This is a genomic window from Saprospira grandis DSM 2844, from assembly GCF_000275825.1.
GTDB classification, from domain to species: domain Bacteria; phylum Bacteroidota; class Bacteroidia; order Chitinophagales; family Saprospiraceae; genus Saprospira; species Saprospira grandis_A.
Genome location: NZ_JH719942.1, coordinates 3721715 through 3738278, shown reverse-complemented (window position 1 = coordinate 3738278; position 16564 = coordinate 3721715). Strand labels below are relative to the sequence as shown.

At 46.5% G+C, this 16564-nt stretch carries 14 protein-coding genes; 5 read left to right on the top strand and 9 right to left on the bottom strand.

The genetic code is table 11. The features are described 5' to 3' along the window. Positions 1–479 precede the first annotated feature (479 nt). Entirely contained in the window at positions 480–2960 is a 2481-nt protein-coding gene (locus tag SAPGRDRAFT_RS16710) for a patatin-like phospholipase family protein (protein ID WP_253271356.1), read from the top strand. Positions 2961–3181: 221 nt separating this feature from the next. Here SAPGRDRAFT_RS16710 and SAPGRDRAFT_RS16700 read toward each other — a convergent pair whose 3' ends face one another. Next, entirely contained in the window at positions 3182–4465 is a 1284-nt protein-coding gene (locus SAPGRDRAFT_RS16700) for a leucine-rich repeat domain-containing protein (RefSeq protein WP_002660465.1), read from the bottom strand. A gap of 438 nt (positions 4466–4903) precedes the next feature. On the opposite strand from SAPGRDRAFT_RS16700, the gene SAPGRDRAFT_RS16690 reads away from it, so the two are divergent. Further along, positions 4904–6202 carry an aminopeptidase P N-terminal domain-containing protein gene (locus tag SAPGRDRAFT_RS16690; protein ID WP_002660463.1) on the top strand — a complete coding sequence of 433 codons (1299 nt, stop codon included), beginning with the start codon at positions 4904–4906 and terminating at the stop codon, positions 6200–6202. A 64-nt stretch (positions 6203–6266) separates the two neighbouring features. Here the strand turns inward: SAPGRDRAFT_RS16690 and SAPGRDRAFT_RS16685 are convergent, their stop codons facing one another. The 6 genes from SAPGRDRAFT_RS16685 to SAPGRDRAFT_RS16655 form a co-directional block, all read right to left on the bottom strand. After that, positions 6267–6695, bottom strand: coding sequence for a hypothetical protein (locus SAPGRDRAFT_RS16685; RefSeq protein WP_002660462.1), 429 nt, complete (start codon positions 6693–6695; stop codon positions 6267–6269). After that, complete coding sequence (locus SAPGRDRAFT_RS16680; protein ID WP_002660460.1) at positions 6679–7878, bottom strand: AAA family ATPase; 1200 nt, start codon at positions 7876–7878, stop codon at positions 6679–6681. The genes SAPGRDRAFT_RS16685 and SAPGRDRAFT_RS16680 overlap by 17 nt, the downstream gene beginning before the upstream one ends. A 350-nt stretch (positions 7879–8228) precedes the next feature. Beyond that, the gene (locus SAPGRDRAFT_RS16670) at positions 8229–9089 is read right to left on the bottom strand and encodes a hypothetical protein (RefSeq protein WP_002660458.1); all 861 of its coding nucleotides are present in this window, start codon (positions 9087–9089) and stop codon (positions 8229–8231) included. 186 nt (positions 9090–9275) lie between these two features. Beyond that, the gene (locus SAPGRDRAFT_RS16665) at positions 9276–10343 is read right to left on the bottom strand and encodes a sensor histidine kinase (RefSeq protein ID WP_002660457.1); all 1068 of its coding nucleotides are present in this window, start codon (positions 10341–10343) and stop codon (positions 9276–9278) included. 76 nt (positions 10344–10419) lie between these two features. Then, entirely contained in the window at positions 10420–11109 is a 690-nt protein-coding gene (locus tag SAPGRDRAFT_RS16660) for a response regulator transcription factor (RefSeq protein ID WP_002660455.1), read from the bottom strand. Between the two features lie 108 nt (positions 11110–11217). Further along, positions 11218–12324, bottom strand: coding sequence for a methyltransferase RsmF C-terminal domain-like protein (locus SAPGRDRAFT_RS16655; RefSeq protein WP_002660453.1), 1107 nt, complete (start codon positions 12322–12324; stop codon positions 11218–11220). Between the two features lie 257 nt (positions 12325–12581). On the opposite strand from SAPGRDRAFT_RS16655, the gene SAPGRDRAFT_RS16650 reads away from it, so the two are divergent. The 3 genes from SAPGRDRAFT_RS16650 (at position 12582) to SAPGRDRAFT_RS16640 (ending at position 14661) form a co-directional block, all read left to right on the top strand. Further along, a complete protein-coding gene (locus SAPGRDRAFT_RS16650; RefSeq protein ID WP_253271355.1) occupies positions 12582–13040 on the top strand; it encodes a hypothetical protein in 459 nt (152 codons plus the stop codon). Positions 13041–13276: 236 nt separating this feature from the next. Next, entirely contained in the window at positions 13277–13801 is a 525-nt protein-coding gene (locus SAPGRDRAFT_RS16645) for a KdsC family phosphatase (RefSeq protein WP_002660450.1), read from the top strand. Next, on the top strand, positions 13771–14661 hold the full coding sequence (locus SAPGRDRAFT_RS16640; protein WP_002660447.1) for a UbiA family prenyltransferase: 891 nt from the start codon (positions 13771–13773) through the stop codon (positions 14659–14661). The genes SAPGRDRAFT_RS16645 and SAPGRDRAFT_RS16640 overlap by 31 nt, the downstream gene beginning before the upstream one ends. A 53-nt stretch (positions 14662–14714) precedes the next feature. Here SAPGRDRAFT_RS16640 and SAPGRDRAFT_RS16635 read toward each other — a convergent pair whose 3' ends face one another. Then, entirely contained in the window at positions 14715–15386 is a 672-nt protein-coding gene (locus SAPGRDRAFT_RS16635) for an NUMOD4 domain-containing protein (protein WP_002660446.1), read from the bottom strand. Positions 15387–15577: 191 nt separating this feature from the next. Then, positions 15578–16435, bottom strand: coding sequence for a ChaN family lipoprotein (locus SAPGRDRAFT_RS16630; RefSeq protein ID WP_002660445.1), 858 nt, complete (start codon positions 16433–16435; stop codon positions 15578–15580). Positions 16436–16564: the final 129 nt, after the last annotated feature.

The following is a 16564-nucleotide window of genomic DNA, read 5'->3' as shown; positions in this document are numbered from 1 at the left end:
TTCAGTATTGAAGCCAGCCCGCTTTTCATTTGCGTTCTACAGGGCCGAAGGCCCGCAGGCAATAGCCAAATTTAAACGCACTCACTTTTATAGTTTGCAGCAATTTCCCGCTAGTCGGCCCTATTTTTCTCGGCCATAGCGAAGGCTATGCCCTTAAAAAATAGCTGGCCTAGCCAAAAATTCATAGCAAACTACGACCAAAGCAGCGCGATTAAATCTGGCTGAGGGATGGTAGGGGGTGGCCGAAGGCCAGACCGAGGCGCTGCAAGCGCTGACAACAAGGCTGAAAGCCGCAGTTCGATGACCGAAGGGAATAACGGCCGAGCGAGCAGCGAGCCCCCGCACAGCCCGACCCGACCACAGGGCGGGGCAGCCCCAAAAAAGCAACTAGCATAGTTTAGAAAAAAATAAAATTCCTTTTTTCTGCCTGAAATGCCTACATTGAATAGCAAACAAATGATCCCCTTAAAACAATCTTGATGATGTCTAAAACTCTGCGCCTAGGTTTTATTATGGGAGGTGGCGTCTCTCTGGGCAGTTTTTCTTCGGCTGCGCTCTGCGAATCGATTAAGCAGCTATTAGTTTATGCGGAATATGAGGATACAGCTGGGCAAAAGCGGCCTTATGCACGTATTGAAATTGATGTACTCACGGGCTCTAGTGCTGGGGCTATTAGTTTGGGCATTATGCTTAGGGGGCTGGCCAGTCCTAGAGATCAATATCAGCTTTTGGGCTATAACTCCTACTCTCATTTTCGGCAAGAATTGCAGCAAGAACTGCTGGGTCAATTTGGGGAAGCCGCCTATAAAATGATGGGCGAACAGCCTGAAAAATTTGAGGATTTACTGGCTATTCAGGGCGTTCAGAAGCTACAAGAGCACATCTGGGCCAAGGAGGTCAATTTAGACGAACTGCTGGCTCAAAACAAAGAAAAAGTAAAGGCGCAGGCGGGTTTATTGGACCGTAGTTATATTGATGAGATGGGGCATCGCTACTTTGGTTTTCCGCAGCAGCAGCCTGTAGTCAGCCAGCGGCGGCTCTTGGCCCCAAGGGTCCTTTTTGCCTGTACCCTAAGTAATTTGCAGGCCCTCAACTTGCAAGGCAGCCCAAAAGGATCGCCCTTTGGCTCGGCCCTCAATGATGCCGAAGTCTATAAATCTCATGCGGAACTGCGTTGTTTTGACCTCAACTTTGGGGAGGTTAGAGAGGAGTTTTTCCAGCACTACCCTATTCCATGGCGGCAATTTCATTTGGGGCCAGCCTATTGTTATGACAATAAGGGACAACAAAAAGAAATGGGCAGTTTGCTCAATATGGCCTATTGGCAAGAGCTCTCGGCTAGCTGTATTGCCTCCGCGGCTTTTCCCCTAGCTTTTGAGCCCGTTCGCCTTCGTCGGTATCGGCATGAATTGCAGGACCGTTGGCCAGAAGCCTTGGCGGCAGAAGACAGCCATATTTTTACCTATGTAGATGGCGGAATGTTTAATAATGAGCCCATTCGGGAGGCCATGCGCTTGGGCAGTTATTTGGACCAGCTGCATAAGGGCGGGCCAGATTACGACCGCTTGATGCTTTTTGTCGATCCTATTGTAGGCGAAATTAAGGAGGATTTTCAAGAGGGCTCTGCTCAGCTGCTGGGGCTTCAGCGTTCTTGGTTGACTGGTCGAGCAAAATGGGGAGCCCGTTCGCCTTTGGCTCGAATTGGCGATAAATTGCCGAAGTTGGTCTCGGCCCTTTTGCATGAATCTCAGCAGGGAGAATGGCGCAAAATCAAGGCGGTGGTGGATCGTTTTGAGGAGCGCAAAAAGCTCCGACAGTATCAAAAACTGCAGTATTCGGGCAAACAGCTTCCGCCTCAAGAACGGCAGGCCCTGCGGCAGTTTATCGAAGAAGAATTGGCCCAATTGCGGCAGGGGCTCTACCTGCCACCGGCCTATTTGCAGCTGAGCCAAGAGCTCAGCCGAATCCTAAGTGAGGAGCAAGCCTTTTTTGCCGATAAATTGCCTTGGGAGGATGCGCAGGCCCTTTGGGACAGCCTTTATGCCTATGTAGAGGAGCAAGAAATCAAGGCCGAAGAACAGGCCGCTTGGGACCTTGCGCTGAGCTTTTTGGCCCTAGATTTAGGGCTGGGCTTGCTGGCCAAAGAACAAAAGGCCAAAATTGTCGGCATTGCCCCCTTTGACTTTTACCGCTCAGAAACAGAGCCCTACGGCCTGCTTCAGCTGCCCGGTTTGGGCCTTTCGGGTTTTGCGGGCTTTGCCTCCGAGGCGGCTAGTCGCTATGAGGCCCGTTATGCGGCCTACTGCAGCTTTAGAATTTTGAGAGAACTGGGCTATAGCAGCGCCCCAGCCAATTTGATGCAGCGGCCAGCGGCCTTCTCTTTAGAACAATTTGATCCGCCCTTGCTCAATGGGGTTCGAGATGCCTTGCTACAACGTTTTTCGCAGTTGGTGCCTTCAGAATATCGGCGGGCGCTCCCTTTTTTAGAGGGCTTTTTATCGGATAGTCTAGATCGTTTTATTGAGCAAAACATTGGTCCAAAACGCAAGTGCATCCATATCGAGTTGCGCCTGCATTTGGCCAAGGATAACTACTGTTTGCGGGGCTATAATGAAGAAGAAGCATACAAAAAAAATCAGCTCAACCCTAAGAACTGGGCTGGCCGAGAATATATCGTTACAAAGATCGACTACTACCCGGAGCTTCAGACTTGGTCGGGGCCCAATTTAGGGCCCAATAATCGCCTTTGGCTAGACCGCATCCGCCTATTTAATGAACAAGAATTTATGCCCTTGCCACTGCCCGAAATTCCCGAGGGGCATCCGGCCTATCTGCGGGCCTATCCCGTTTTTGAGCTAGATTTGCGCACAGAAACTGAAATTGGCGTTGGCCGAGCCATTAGTACCCAGGAATGGCAACTCTTGCCCGATCCCAAAAGTCTAGATACGCCTGAATATTAGGATCTTTTTTTGGGGCTGCCCCGCCCTGCGGGCGGGTCGGGCTGTGTCAGGGCTCGCAGGTCTGCTCGGCCCTTCGCAAAAAATGCTGCGCATTTTTGCTCGGTCTGGCCTTCGGCCACCCTTATCCATCCCTCAGCCGAGGCGCTGCGCGCCTTTGCGGCGGCTTTGCCGCCTTGCAGAACGCAAAAGCGCCCGTTCATTAAAGAACGGGCGCTTTTTTTCTAATACTGAATAACCGTATAAGGCAAGAGCTCTTTTAGGGCTTGAATATCCTCTAGGGGAATTTCGGTATTATTGAGGTAGAGGCCAGAGAGCTGCGGCATATTGCCTAGGCAGCTCGGCAACTCTTTAATGGGGTTGCCCTGTAACTCGAGTAGGCGCAAATTGACCAATTGGTCGAGATTATTGGGAATCCTTTCAATTTTATTCTTTTGCAGAGAGAGCGTTTGCAGGGCGCTTAATTGGGCAAAATCTGCAGAAAAGGCCAGAATGGCATTTTCCTCTAGATTAAGATTTTTCAAGCTTTTCAGCACTTCAATATTTTGGGGCAGCTCTTCGAGCAGGCCCTTTTTGAGAGAGAGCCTTTGAAGGCTGGGGAGTTTGGCCTGAGAAAAATCGAGGGTTTTAAATTGGCCCTCATCTAGCTCTAGTTCTTCTAATTGGCCCAGGCGCAAAAAGAAAGAAGGCAATTTGGCTCCTCTAGACTGGCTGAGATACAAGCGTTTGAGTTTAGGCACCTCGAAGCGTTCTTTTTCTGAGAGTTTTTCAAAATTGCAGCCCTCCCAGTGTAATTCTTCTAGAGCGGGCAGATAGCAGGCCCATTCGGCCACAAAAACGGGGTGTAAAGCTTGGCAATAGCCCAAATTCAGATGCGTAATCTTTTCATTTCGGTAGAGGTCCATTGGGATTTGGTAAAGCGGATTGCCAGACAAATCTAGAAAATAGAGTGACTGTAGTTCGCCCATACTTTTGGGCAGGCGTTGGATGCTATTATAGCCCAGCTGCAGCTCTTCTAATTTTTCTAGTTGGCCCAGGGTTTCGGGCAAGCGCTTAATTTGATTATCTCTAAGGTCCAACACTCTAAGTTTAGTCAATTTGCCCAAATACTTAGAAATATCTTTGATGCTATTATAGCGCAGGCGCAACTCTTCTAGGTTGGCGAGTTTGCCTACAATTTTGGGAATATCGGTCAGTTGGTTTTTCTCTAACTGCAAGAGCTGCAAATTTTCGAGTTTGGCCACCGAGGCGGGCAACTTATATAGGTTATTATTTTGCAGATATAAGCGTTGGAGTTTATAGAGTTTACTAATTTCTTTTGGCAATTTGGTAATTCCCTGAGAGCGAAGATCTAAGATATAGACAAACTCGGGATTGGCCAGGGCCTCATCTAGATTGCGATAAATTTGTGTTTGCTCTAGCTCTTTATCGGATAATAAATACTGTTGTGCAAAGCTGGGAAGGGCCAAAAATAGCAGGCCAAAACAAAGACCAATAATTTGATTCATAAAATCCTGATTAGCATTTTTTAATGGAAGTGACTTCCTAAAGGTGTAGGTACTAAAAAGGGGAAGATAGGTACATGGAGCACTTAAAAGAAAGCCTTTTTTTAGGAAAAGGCAAGAAGAAGACCAATAGTTTTTAAGGAAACCTAAAGGCGGGAGAGGAATTTGTTAAGCTTTTTTTAATATAATTTGGTCCTAGAGGGCCGTCAGGCCCGCAGGCTGAGGGATGGATAAGGGGGCGGCGAAGCCGCAGACCAAAGGCTTTTGAAGCGAAGCGAAAAAGCCTGCAGGGCCGAGCAGACCTGCGAGCCCTGACACAGCCCGACCCAGCCGCAGGCTGGGGCAGCCCCAAAAAAATCTAAAAAAAACCTAAAAGGCGGCTTGATTTGGTCCTTTAAGAGAAAAAAATTAGCTTTCGGAATTGGATTTTTAAAACACATCATGATGAAACGATACCAAGATATTCCTGCTGCGCTTTTTCAATTGAATCGACAGCGATTTATGCAAAAAATGAAGCCCAACAGTATAGCCATTTTTCATGCGGCAGATCTATTGCCTCGAAATGGGGATTGTTTTTTTCCTTTTCGGCAAGATAGCGACCTTTTTTATCTTTCTGGTTTGGACCAGGAGGAGGTTGTCTTGGTACTTTACCCCAATTGCCCTAAAGGGAAGGCCTTTGAGGAGGTAATTTTTACGAAAAAGACCAGTGAATATATTAAAATTTGGGAGGGTTATAAGTACACCAAAGAGGATGTGGCCCAGACGGCTGGGGTATCTACGGTGGCTTGGACAGAGAGTATGCCGGCCCTGCTCAATGAGATGATTTTGTTGGCCGATACGATTTATGTTAATGGCAATGAGAATGATCGGGCGGCTTCTGAGGTGCCTAACCGCAACCAGCGCAAGGCCTTGGAATTGAAGCATCAGTATGTGGGGCATGAGTTTATGCGTGCTCAGCCTATTTTGAAGGAACTGCGTATGCAGAAAACGGAGGAAGAGGTTAAATTGATGCGGGCGGCTTGTGAAATTACGAATCGGGCCTTTCGCAGAGTATTGCAAACGACTCGTCCGGGCCTAAAAGAGTATGAAGTAGAGGCGGAAATCATGCATGAATTTATTCGGTCTGGGGCTTCTGGGCATGCTTACTCGCCAATTATTGCTTCTGGGCCAGCGGCTTGTATTTTGCATTATAATGACAACAATGCCATTTTGCAGGATGGCGATTTGATGTTGATGGATTTTGGGGCCGAATATGGCAATTATGCGGCAGATTTATCGCGTACGATTCCGGTAAATGGTCGTTTTACGGAGCGCCAAAAGGCGGTTTACGAGGCGGTTTTTCGGGTAAAAAATGAGGCCCAGCAATTGCTTCGTCCGGGCAACAACTTGACCGATTACCACCAAGAAGTGGGGCATATTATGGAGCTAGAGCTCATTGGTTTGGGTTTGCTTAGCAAGGAGGAAGTGGCCCAGCAAAACCCCGCTATGCCTGCCTATAAGAAATATTTCATGCATGGCACCTCGCATCATATTGGGTTGGATGTGCATGATTTGGCCAACCGCTATGTCGAATTTAAGGAGGGGATGGTCTTTACTTGCGAGCCTGGTATTTATATCCCTGAAGAGGGCTTGGGCGTACGCATTGAGGATGATTTGCTCATCACGGCAAATGGTGTAGACAACCTCATGGGGCAAATTCCGATTGAGGTGGAAGAAATCGAAAGCTTGATGAATGCTTAAGCTTTTGCGCAGAATAGACAAAGCCCGCTACAATTAAGTAGTGGGCTTTGTTAGTTTTTGGGGCTTAGGTATGCTTCTTTGGACTTGGATAGAATTTATGCTCAGGGTCCAAAAAGACTAATTGAAAGCATTGTTGTTCCATGAATCCGATTAGCCGACGCTTTCCAGTCAGGCGTAAAGAGGCCCAACAAGCAGTTCCAGGAATATTGCGGGGCTGCTTAAAAGCAGAGCCATTGGGAATATTTGGACCATAAATTTTGAGTCGCTGATCCCTTTTCAACTCATGTACACTAGAGTTGGCTAAGTTAACCAAGCTATCCAAAGCATCTGCTAATAGGTCATTTTCTTCCCAATATTTAAAGGGATATAATTGCGTTCTGGAAAAATAAGCAAAAGCAAATTGGAGCAGCTGCCCATCGCCTGTTTCCCTTGCATCAAGATGTTTAGACTCTCGCTTAGGGCCTTTTCTTTCTCGTCTATTCTTCTTGCCCATACTCCAATAATTTTTCTTCTAACAGCTGAAGCTCTGGCAAAGCCCCATATTTCCCCTTCAAATAGTTCTTATCTAGTTTCTCATCATTTCGGACCTTATAATCTAGTAGCGAATAAAGTTGAGAAGCCCCTCTGGGCGTTTTCTCGACAAAGTAAATTTGATCCCTACGCAAAAGCTTTTGCTCTAGCAAACGAGGATTGTGTAAACTAAAGGCAAACTGCGCCCCTTTTTTATTGTGCCGATGAAATAGCTTCAACAAAAGCTCTAAGAGCAAAGGATGAAAGCTCGCATCTAGCTCATCTATAAACAAAACCTCTTGCTCTTCTAGCGCTTCATAAATAGGGGCCAAAAAGCAAAGCAATTTTCGAGTTCCTGTAGACATCCGCGCTAAAGGCAAACCTTGACTCTCTATCCCCTGCCCGCTTTCATCAAATACCTGATGCCAAAAGCGATATTCTCTTTTTCCAGACTCCCCACTTAAAGAAATTCGCTCAATGCCCAAAGGCTGCATAAACTGCTGTAACCAAAGTCTAAATCGCTCATCTTCCTCAAACTTTTTTAGCCCAAATCCTAAGATTGACTCTCCCTTTAGGCCCGTTAATACATTCACCTTAGCAACATAATCCAAAATAGACTTAGCAATTGTTCCATTAAACTGCGCACAAACAAGCAAAAACAATACATCGGGCCTCGTCTTTTCGGCCAAGCGATCGCCTTCTGAAAACAAGTCCTTATCATAATCAATTTGCTGCTTCTCCCGCTGAAAAAGCTCCTCTTCTTTGTTCCAACCTCGATACAGCCATTCCGCCTGCAGTTTGCCCTCAAAAATCTCAAAACCATAATGATAGAACTGCCCCTCTACAGCAAAAACGAGCTCAAAAAAAGAGCTTTCTTTAGCTGTGGTGGGAGAAAACAAAAAGGCCGTACTTTTCCCCGCATCTTCCTTAAAAATAGTGTCCAAACCATGTTTCATACAGTCTAGCATAAACCTTAAGGCCAAAAAAAGGTTGGTTTTCCCGCTAGCATTGGCCCCATAAATAGCCAAAGACTTCAATATTTTCTGCCCCTCCAAGTAAAATATATTCTCTTCCTCATGCTCTTTGGTCGTCTTATTTCCCAAAAAACTCAGAATAGCTTCTTCTTTAAAAGAGAAAAAGTTCTCTACTGCAAATTGTATCAACATAGCTCCTAAAGGATTTCGCTTTATTCAATTTAGCAATATACTTCTGTTTTGTGATTTTTTCACAAAAATTATAGCTTTTTGCCATTCGTTTTTTAGGTATTTGGGGCCTCCTGCCTTCGGCAGGCGCTACGTTTCGCAGCTCGCTGTTCGCTCGGCCCTGCGGCCTAACGGCCTTGGTCTGCGGCTTCGCCGCACTGCTGCACATCGCTAGGCCTGCGGCCCTTCGGGCCTGTAGGATGGATATATGCTTGAAACTCTTATGGAATAACTCTAGGAATGAAATCTTGGACCTACAAACAAAAAAGCGCCTTCTGATCAGAAGGCGCTTTTTGCATGGCATCAAGGAAAGCTTAATCAACAAAAGCTTTTAGTCCCCGCAAACCCATATCCACTACAGATTCTGGATTATTGGGCCCTACGTCCCATTTTCCATTGCCATTCAGGTCTTCCCACTCAAAGCTTTTGTTGGTCGACAGGCTCATGTTGATTTCAATATCTTCGGTTTCATTGCCTGTAATGCTCAGGATTTGCTCCAATTGGCCCGTGACGATGCAGCTACCAGCCGGAATAGGCGAGCTGGCCGCCAAAGGATTGGGCACGGTGGTCCCTGCAGCCTGACCAGACGCTAAATTAAAGGGCGTTTCAAAGGCCCAAAAGCCCTGCAACTTATTGGCATTAACGGCCAAAGATTGTTGGTCCACAATCACCGTATCTATATAGCTATTATAGCCCACAAAACTAGCCAAACGGCCCGTAAACGCCTGGTTGTTATAATAGAATTCTACCCCATAGTTTTGGTAGGCCAAAGAAAGGCGCAGCCACTCATAATCTCCCAGAGGAAATTGAGAAATGGGGACCTCCAAAAAAATATCACCAGAAGCAGTAGCTTTCCGCTGCGAGAAATCAATGGCTTGGTCGCCGCCAGTAGTCACTTCTGGAGCATGATACAAAACTGCCCCATCCCCCAATTGGGTATAAGCCGAGGGGGCCAACTCTAAATAATGAGCAGTAATTTCGTAAAAATCGGGATCTTGGCCCGCATGCCCTGCGGGCATGGCCGCTGGCTGCCCCAAATTATCTAGCCGCTCTTGGCTAGGATCTACCGAAATGCGAAAAATGACTTTGGCTTCTTCCGTTTGAGGGTCGGGCGTTTCTTTTTTACAGGCCCAAAGCAAGGGCAAAGCAGCAAATAACAAGAGAAATTTGTTCATTAGTAATTTAGTTTAAAGCATGATCCAAATGGCCCAGCGCTGCGCAGCGGTGGCGCAAAGCGCCAGACCGAGCAAAAAAAGCGGAGCTTTTTTGCGAAGGGCCGAACAGACCTGTGAGCCGCGCAGCATAGCGGCGGCCGACCTAGGCGAAGCCTAGCCGGCCGCGGGCCCCAAATCCTCATTATCCTAGCCCTTATATTTGGCCAAGGTAAAGCCAAAAGTAGAGCCCACGCCTAGGCGGCTGCGCACATTTATCGTCTGTTGATGCGCCTCCACAATATGCTTAACGATAGAAAGGCCCAGACCAGTGCCCCCCTCATGTCGAGAGCGGCCCTTGTCTACCCGATAAAAGCGCTCAAAAAGACGGGGCAGATGCTCCTGAGCAATGCCCTTGCCCGTATCGGAAATCTCGATCAAGACATTTTGGTCCAAATCGTAAAAACCAATGAGGGTATGGCCTTTTGGGCGGCCATATTTAATAGAATTGGAGACCAAATTGACCAAAACCTGCCGAATCATCTCGCGGTCGGCTTGTACAATATAAGGTTTTTTGGCCGTGTCCTTAAAACGCAAATCAATCTGTTTTTTCTCGGCACTGATCTCCATGCTTTCCACCACCTCTTGAGCCAACTCCTGAATATCAAAAGGCTGCATTTCTAGCTCTACCGCACTAGACTCAAATTTAGAAATATGATTGAGCTCTTGAACAATCTCCGCAATGCGCTCTACATTATCAATGGCCCGCTGCAGATACTTATCTCGGATCATTTCATCCTCCAAACCGCCATCGGCCAAGGTATACAAATAGCCCTGCATATTGAATATGGGCGTTTTGAGTTCATGCGAAACGTTGTCAATAAACTCTCGGCGGTACTGCTCCATTTTTTTGAGATAGCGAATCTCTTGGGTCCAGTCTTTGGCCCATTCGGTCACCTCTTTTTCTACTCGATCAATAATATGATTGCGCATATCAATATTGAGCGGCTTGCTTGATTTAGGGGCCTTTAGGCTGTGAATCGACTTATAAATCAACTTCACTTTGTTGTAGATAAACTTGCGCAAAGCCCGATGGCTAGCATAATATCCCGTGCCCAAAAAGATCAGAAAAATGGGCAAAAGCGCCCACCAACTGAGCAAGCTAGGCAGCAACAGCTTGAGAGCAATTAAGCCAATTAGGGCCGGTAAACTGGCCTGTAGGGCCGTAAGAAAAGCCAATAATTGAGGCGTAGGATTTTTGGGCGCCAAAAATAACATAGGGTCAAAATTTAACAAAAGGCAAAAAAAAAGGAGAGTCAGTCAAGTACTCTCCTCTTTATTATTTCTTCAAAAATTAAAACTCAAACTTATAACCAATCCCCTTAATGGTCTTGATATAATACTCGCCAATCTTCTCTCGAATTTTGCGAATGTGCACATCAATGGTTCGATTACCAACAATGACATCATTGCCCCAAACATTCTTAAAAATCTCTTCGCGAGCAAAGACTTTTCCGGGTTTAGAGGCCAACAAACAGAGCAGTTCAAACTCTTTTTTGGCCAAGGCAATTTCTTCTTCTCCTCGAATCACCAAAACTCGTTCCTTGTCAATAACAAGGTCCGCCACCCGAATTTGGTCCCCTTCTTCTTGCGGGCTATTATTATAGCGTCGCAAAAGGGCCGCAATTCGGCTGATGAGCACTCTAGGGCGAATCGGTTTGGTGATGTAGTCATCGCCTCCCACTTCAAAACCCACAATCTGCGAGTAATCCTCGCTTCGGGCCGTGAGAAAAGCAATAATGGTGTGTTCAAATTCGGGCTGGCTACGCAATTCTCGGCAAACCTCTACCCCGTCTAGCTCAGGCATCATAATATCGAGCAAAATAAGGTGAGGTTGTACTTCCTTGGCCTTCTCTACGGCTTCCATGCCGTTTCTGGCCGTACTCACCTGATAGCCTTCTTTGATGAGGTTGTAGGTAACGAACTCCAAAATATCGGGCTCATCATCTGCAATTAGAATTTTGTAGTCCTTTTGGTCTTTCATAACAGGCTGCTTTGTTTTGCGCAAAGTTAAGCTTTTTTAGAGAAAAGCAGGGCGACTATTCGGGCTTGTCTATAGACATTTTCTATTAAGAAATCGTAAACATTGAGATTAACGCTGTCTGAGCCGCCAATGTTTGGGGTAATAATTATTCATTCTCCCCCCAAGCAAGCCTTTGGCCCAGCCTAAAGGCAAGCCCTGATAATGGAGTTGAAACCACCCCTTGGGCATATTTTCTAAGGATAAAACTTCTCCTCTCAAATAATTTAAGGCCGCCTCTTTTTCTAATTCAATGCTCGGAAAAGCAGACTTGGCCCAAGCCAAACTCTGTCCACTACTCGCCATAGGCCGATATTTTGCACCTTTTTGCTCCAGTAAGTTAGCCCCCGCCTGCAAAAGATATAATGATCGAGCCAATTGCTCACCTAGCTTTTTATGCACTTTGGGAAAAGCCACAATTTCCTCTCCTCTCAACCAAAAATCTAGGCCCCAAACAGTATCCAGTTTTTTGGCCCAATTATCCAACTCCTTTACCGCCTTAAAACTAGGCTTTTTAGGCGCTTTGAGCTTTTTGGCCCGTCCCGCTTTTCTCCGAATTACCGACAAAAAGAAACCTTCTCCAGAAACCCGACCCGGATAGGCCCGATAACCCAAATTGCTTTCAATAAAACCCCAACTTTCATCTAACGCCAAACGCAAAAGCTCCAAATCTTCCCGCTCAGCCAAAAGCCGCTCGATTTGCGCCTCGTTTTCATAGCGGTTAAAAGTACAAATGCTATACACCAAAACCCCTTCCGGCGCCAAACAGCCAATAATTTGGTCCAAAATCTCATTTTGTCGACTCGCAGAATGCCGCATATTGGCCAATAAGATAGCATCCGGCGGCAGTTGAGCAGCCAATAAAGTCGTTTTTCCACCCGGCGCTGCCGATAAATCTAGGGCCGCCAGATTTTCTTTTTGCGGCAAATGCTGCCGAATCATCTGCGCCAACAACATGGAAGAGGCCTCTTGCACATAATAGGCGCCAGCATGCCAAAGCGGATCTAAGGCAAAATTTGGCCGCTCCAACAAATAATAGGCCTCGGCAGACCAAGGCAGGGGCTGCAACTGCTCGGCCCAAGGCAAATTGGTCCTTTTATACGGATTTTGCCGCAGAGAAAGTGGCTTTTCCTCGGCTTCTAGCCCCGCCTGCAAATTGGCCCAATCCGCCGCAGGCAATTGCTCCTACATCAACTGACAAAAGTCCTCTGGTAACTGCATTTCTTTTTTTTGCAAAAAAAGCCCTTTTTTAAGGGGATCCCTAATTTTATTTATTTTTTTTGGGGCTTGCCCGCCCTACTGCCGGGCCGGGCTGTGTCGCAGCTCGCTGTTCGCTCGGCCCTGCGCCGCCTTCGGCGGCTGGGTCTGGCCTGACGGCCACTGCTTTCCATCCCTAAGCCTGCGGCGGCTTCGCCGCCTGCACGACCAAAATCAGCATGATGAAAAAAACAATCTTCTTTCTTCTCCTTTCTATGAGTTTTTGGACCTGCCAAACAGAAACGGCAGAGCAATCGGTCCAAACAGAAAAGCAAGAACAAACTAACAATCAAGCAGCAGCCCCAAAAGCTACTGTTTCTGGAAAATTGGCTTACCCCGGGCATTTGCCCAAGGACCTCACCATTGTGGCCCGCAATATTGGAACCGGCGCCATGATGACCAGCAGAGAATTTAACCGCTCTACCCTAGAGTATGAGCTAAAATTGCCCCCCGGCCAATATGAAATTTTTACGCTCACCCAAAGCCGCCCCGGCCAAAAGGCCTATTACTCAGAATATATGCTTTGCGGAGAAGGACCAAATTGCAACTCACATCGGCCAGTCATTCTAAATTTGGAAGCAGGCAAAAACTACCCCCATATCTCGCCCTCCGATTGGGCCGCCTTTGACAAAAAATAGCTGCATGTTAATGCCAGCCCAGCCTTCCCCTTTTCCGCCCGGCAGCTATCGGCTGAGGGATGGTAGGGGGGCGGCGAAGCCGCAGACCAAGCAAAATGAGCAAAGCGAAATTTTGCGCAGGGCCGAGCGACCCGACCAACGGGAGCCGACGCAGCGAAGCAAGTAACAGCGAGCCCCGCAGAGCCCGACCCGGCCAAAGGCCGGGGCAGCCCCAAAAAATCAATAAACTACTACTTATGAGTTTTCTAAACTACTTATCTGAAATTAAGACCTTCATTTTTGATGTGGATGGCGTTTTTACGAATGGCGAACTGCTGGTGCAGGAAGATGGCCGTTTGCTGCGTAGCATGAACGTTAAAGATGGTTTTGCCTTTAAGCTGGCCCTAGAAAAAGGCTATGAGATTTTTATCATTACGGGGGGGCGTTCTGAGGGCGTTTGGCGCCGTTTTGAGGGTTTGGGCCTGCCTGCTGGCAATTATTTTGCGGGGCAGCACGACAAACTTTCTTGTATGCGGGAGCTGATTGAAACCGAGCGCATCAATTTGGACCATTGTTTATATATGGGCGATGATTTGCCAGATTATGCGCCTATGCGTTTGGTGGCTTTGGCTTGCTGCCCAGCCGATGCCGTGCCTGAAATTCAGGCCGTTAGCCAATATGTTTCGCCTAAAAAAGGGGGCCTAGGTGCTGTGCGTGATGTCATTGAGCGGGTATTAAAAGTGCAGGACCAATGGCCGCAGGAAAAAATTACGGAGCTCTAATTGGCGCTTTTTTTTGCCTTATTCGCTGGCCCAATCTACTTTTGTTGTGGATTGGGCAAGCTTTGTTTTACCTCCTACTTTTGCGCCCCTTAGGCGAAGAAAATTGGTCCATTTATCTGCTTTATACTTTGGCAACGGTTAGCTTGGCCGCTGCGGGTTACCTCATCAACGATTATTATGATTTGGAGATAGACCGCTTGAATGAGCGAAAAGGGCCATTGGGAAAAGAAATTTCTATTTTTTGGGGCTTTGTTCATTATGCTTGGCTACAACTATTGCCCTTAAGTTTGGCCGCTATTTATTCTCCAAGCTTTCTTTTGCCCATTTTGCTGGGCATTAGTTTTTTGCTTTGGGCCTATTCTGCTCATCTTAAGGCTTGGCCTTTGCTCGGTAATTTATTGGTGGCGGCTTTAGTCTTGGCAAGTTTGGGCCTCTATTATATAGAAGCCCTGCCCTATTTGCGAGAAAACCGCTGGGCCAAAACCTTTTTTGAGGCCTATTTGGTTTTTGCCTTTGGCAGCAATTTGGTTCGAGAAATAGCCAAAGACCGAGAAGATCTAGCAGGCGACCAAGCCCAAGGGACCTTTACCTTAGCCTATTATTTGCCTGCTTGGGCCCTAAAAAGTTTGCTCTTTTTTCTTCTTTTGGGCAGTTTGGGTACAGGAGTAGCTTTAGTTTGGCCTTATTTCGGGCTATTTTCAGGCTATTTTTGGGGCCATTTTTTATTGCTAACAGCCCTTTTATTTTTGCTTATTTTTGTCTTAATCAATGCAAAAACTAAGGAAGATTGGCGCCAACTCAGTCTATTACTCAAAATTTATATGGCCTTAGGCTTAGCCGCCTTGGCTTGGCTACCATAAAAAAAGAGCCCCTGAAAACTCAGGGGCTCTTTTGCTAAAAAGTAGGCTAAAACCTAATCTTCCTCGGCTAGACGGCGCTGTTTTTCAGTATCTAGCTGAAGCACGCGCTCTTTCAAATCTTCTAGGCTAATATCCTTAGCCGCAGCCAAATCTTCTTCTGTCGGATGAACATGAGACCAGTTTAGGCCACGCTCAATACGATAGATTTGCATAGGCGTAATAGCAAAAGCCTCGGCCAACTCTCTCTTTTTGAGTTTGCTGCGCTTAGAAGCACTTTTGAGCAAACGCACCTTGGCAGGGCTCATGCGGTAGTGGCGCTCCTTGCGGCTACGAGTATCCTTATAATTAGGACTATTTTGCATGTACTCTCTCCATTCGTCATGGTTGAGCCACTTAATATTGGTCCATTTATTATTTGAACGGTCATAATCTACATGCACCGCATGATTAAACTCATCAGAGGGCTTTTCGCAGAAATGAGTAGCAATAAAAATATGTAGCGCTAACTCACCATAGGTTTTATCCGCCAAGCGAATATGCAAACGACGGAAACCACGATGGTCTACAGAGCCTTTCAATAAACGCTCACCAGTGGTGCGTTTATGATAGCTCTTAATGCGGCCCATATTAGAGATATAGTATTCGAAGTGTAGAGTTGCGCGACCAAAATCTACTTTTTGCCAAACTTCACCAGGAAGTGTGGTCACTTTTTGACTTGCATCCATTAGACAAAGAGAATTTAAGTAAAAGAATAAGTTGTCTGAGTTAGGCACTCAGGCTAAATACAAAACTTTGCTGTTCTGTAATTATCTTGACTTAAAGATAAGGCATCTTTATTGCCTAAACAAGCATTTACTAATTTTTTTTAGTTTTTCACCTACTTTATATCTCTGATAACAGCTATTTCCCTGCTTTTCTAATAAGTTTTGGTCATTCGGCTAGGCACGACAAGGATATAATCTGCTTTTTTGTAGTGTTCTCGGTCTAGTTTCGAGATATCTTCTTGTTCTACGGTAGTAATTACGGCCAGTTTAATTTCGGGTTTTTCCTCTTTAATATAGTAGACGATTCCCTCATGGAAATCGGAGTGGAAGCTTCCGTTGAAGTGTAAAAACAGCTCGCCTTCGTTCCAGTTAGAGAGCGTAAAATGGGCCATAGTAGCATCTTTTAGCATTTGGGCATGCGGAAAACTTTCGTCTCCACCAGCCATATCGAGCATTTTTTGGTAGCAGCCCAGCTCTATATTGGTTTCAATGGGCAGGGGCGCAAAAAAGACCTTAGAATATTCGGGCAGATTATCCAGTTGGTCTAGGCCTTGTCGGCTCACCATAGAGGCATATCGGCGGGGGACATTGGTGCAAGCGAAGCGCAGGCCATTTTCTCGGGCAAACTCAACTAATGGTTTATAATCGGTGCGGTAATTGGGCCAAAGGCGCATTTCTTTCTCAAAATTAGAGCTACTAATGTAGCCAAAAAAGTACTCATTTATAATCACCTGATTATCGGCCTCAAACATTTCGGCCCCCATCACCAGCTCTTCTCCTCTTTGGGCGTAAAGGTCGCGGCTGAGCTCGAGTTGCAACCAATGGCTAATCGTATTATTATGCAGTTCGCCAAAAAATACCATATCCAAATTGCTCAATTTCTTAAGCATTTTTTTGTACTTCAGTTTTTTGCCTTTGCTATCATAAAGTTGGTAGGCTTCTTTTTCTTGGGCCATAGTTTGCCCAACCGTTAGGCTAAGTAGGAGTAGCAGGCTCCAAAATGTTTTCATAATTGATTCTTTTTTATAGGTAATAATTCAGCTGTTTTTTTGGGGCCCGCGGCCAGCTTTGCTGGCCGCCGCTATGCTTCGCCGCTCGCAGGTCTGCTCGGCCCTGCGTCGCTTTGCTCCTTGGTCTGG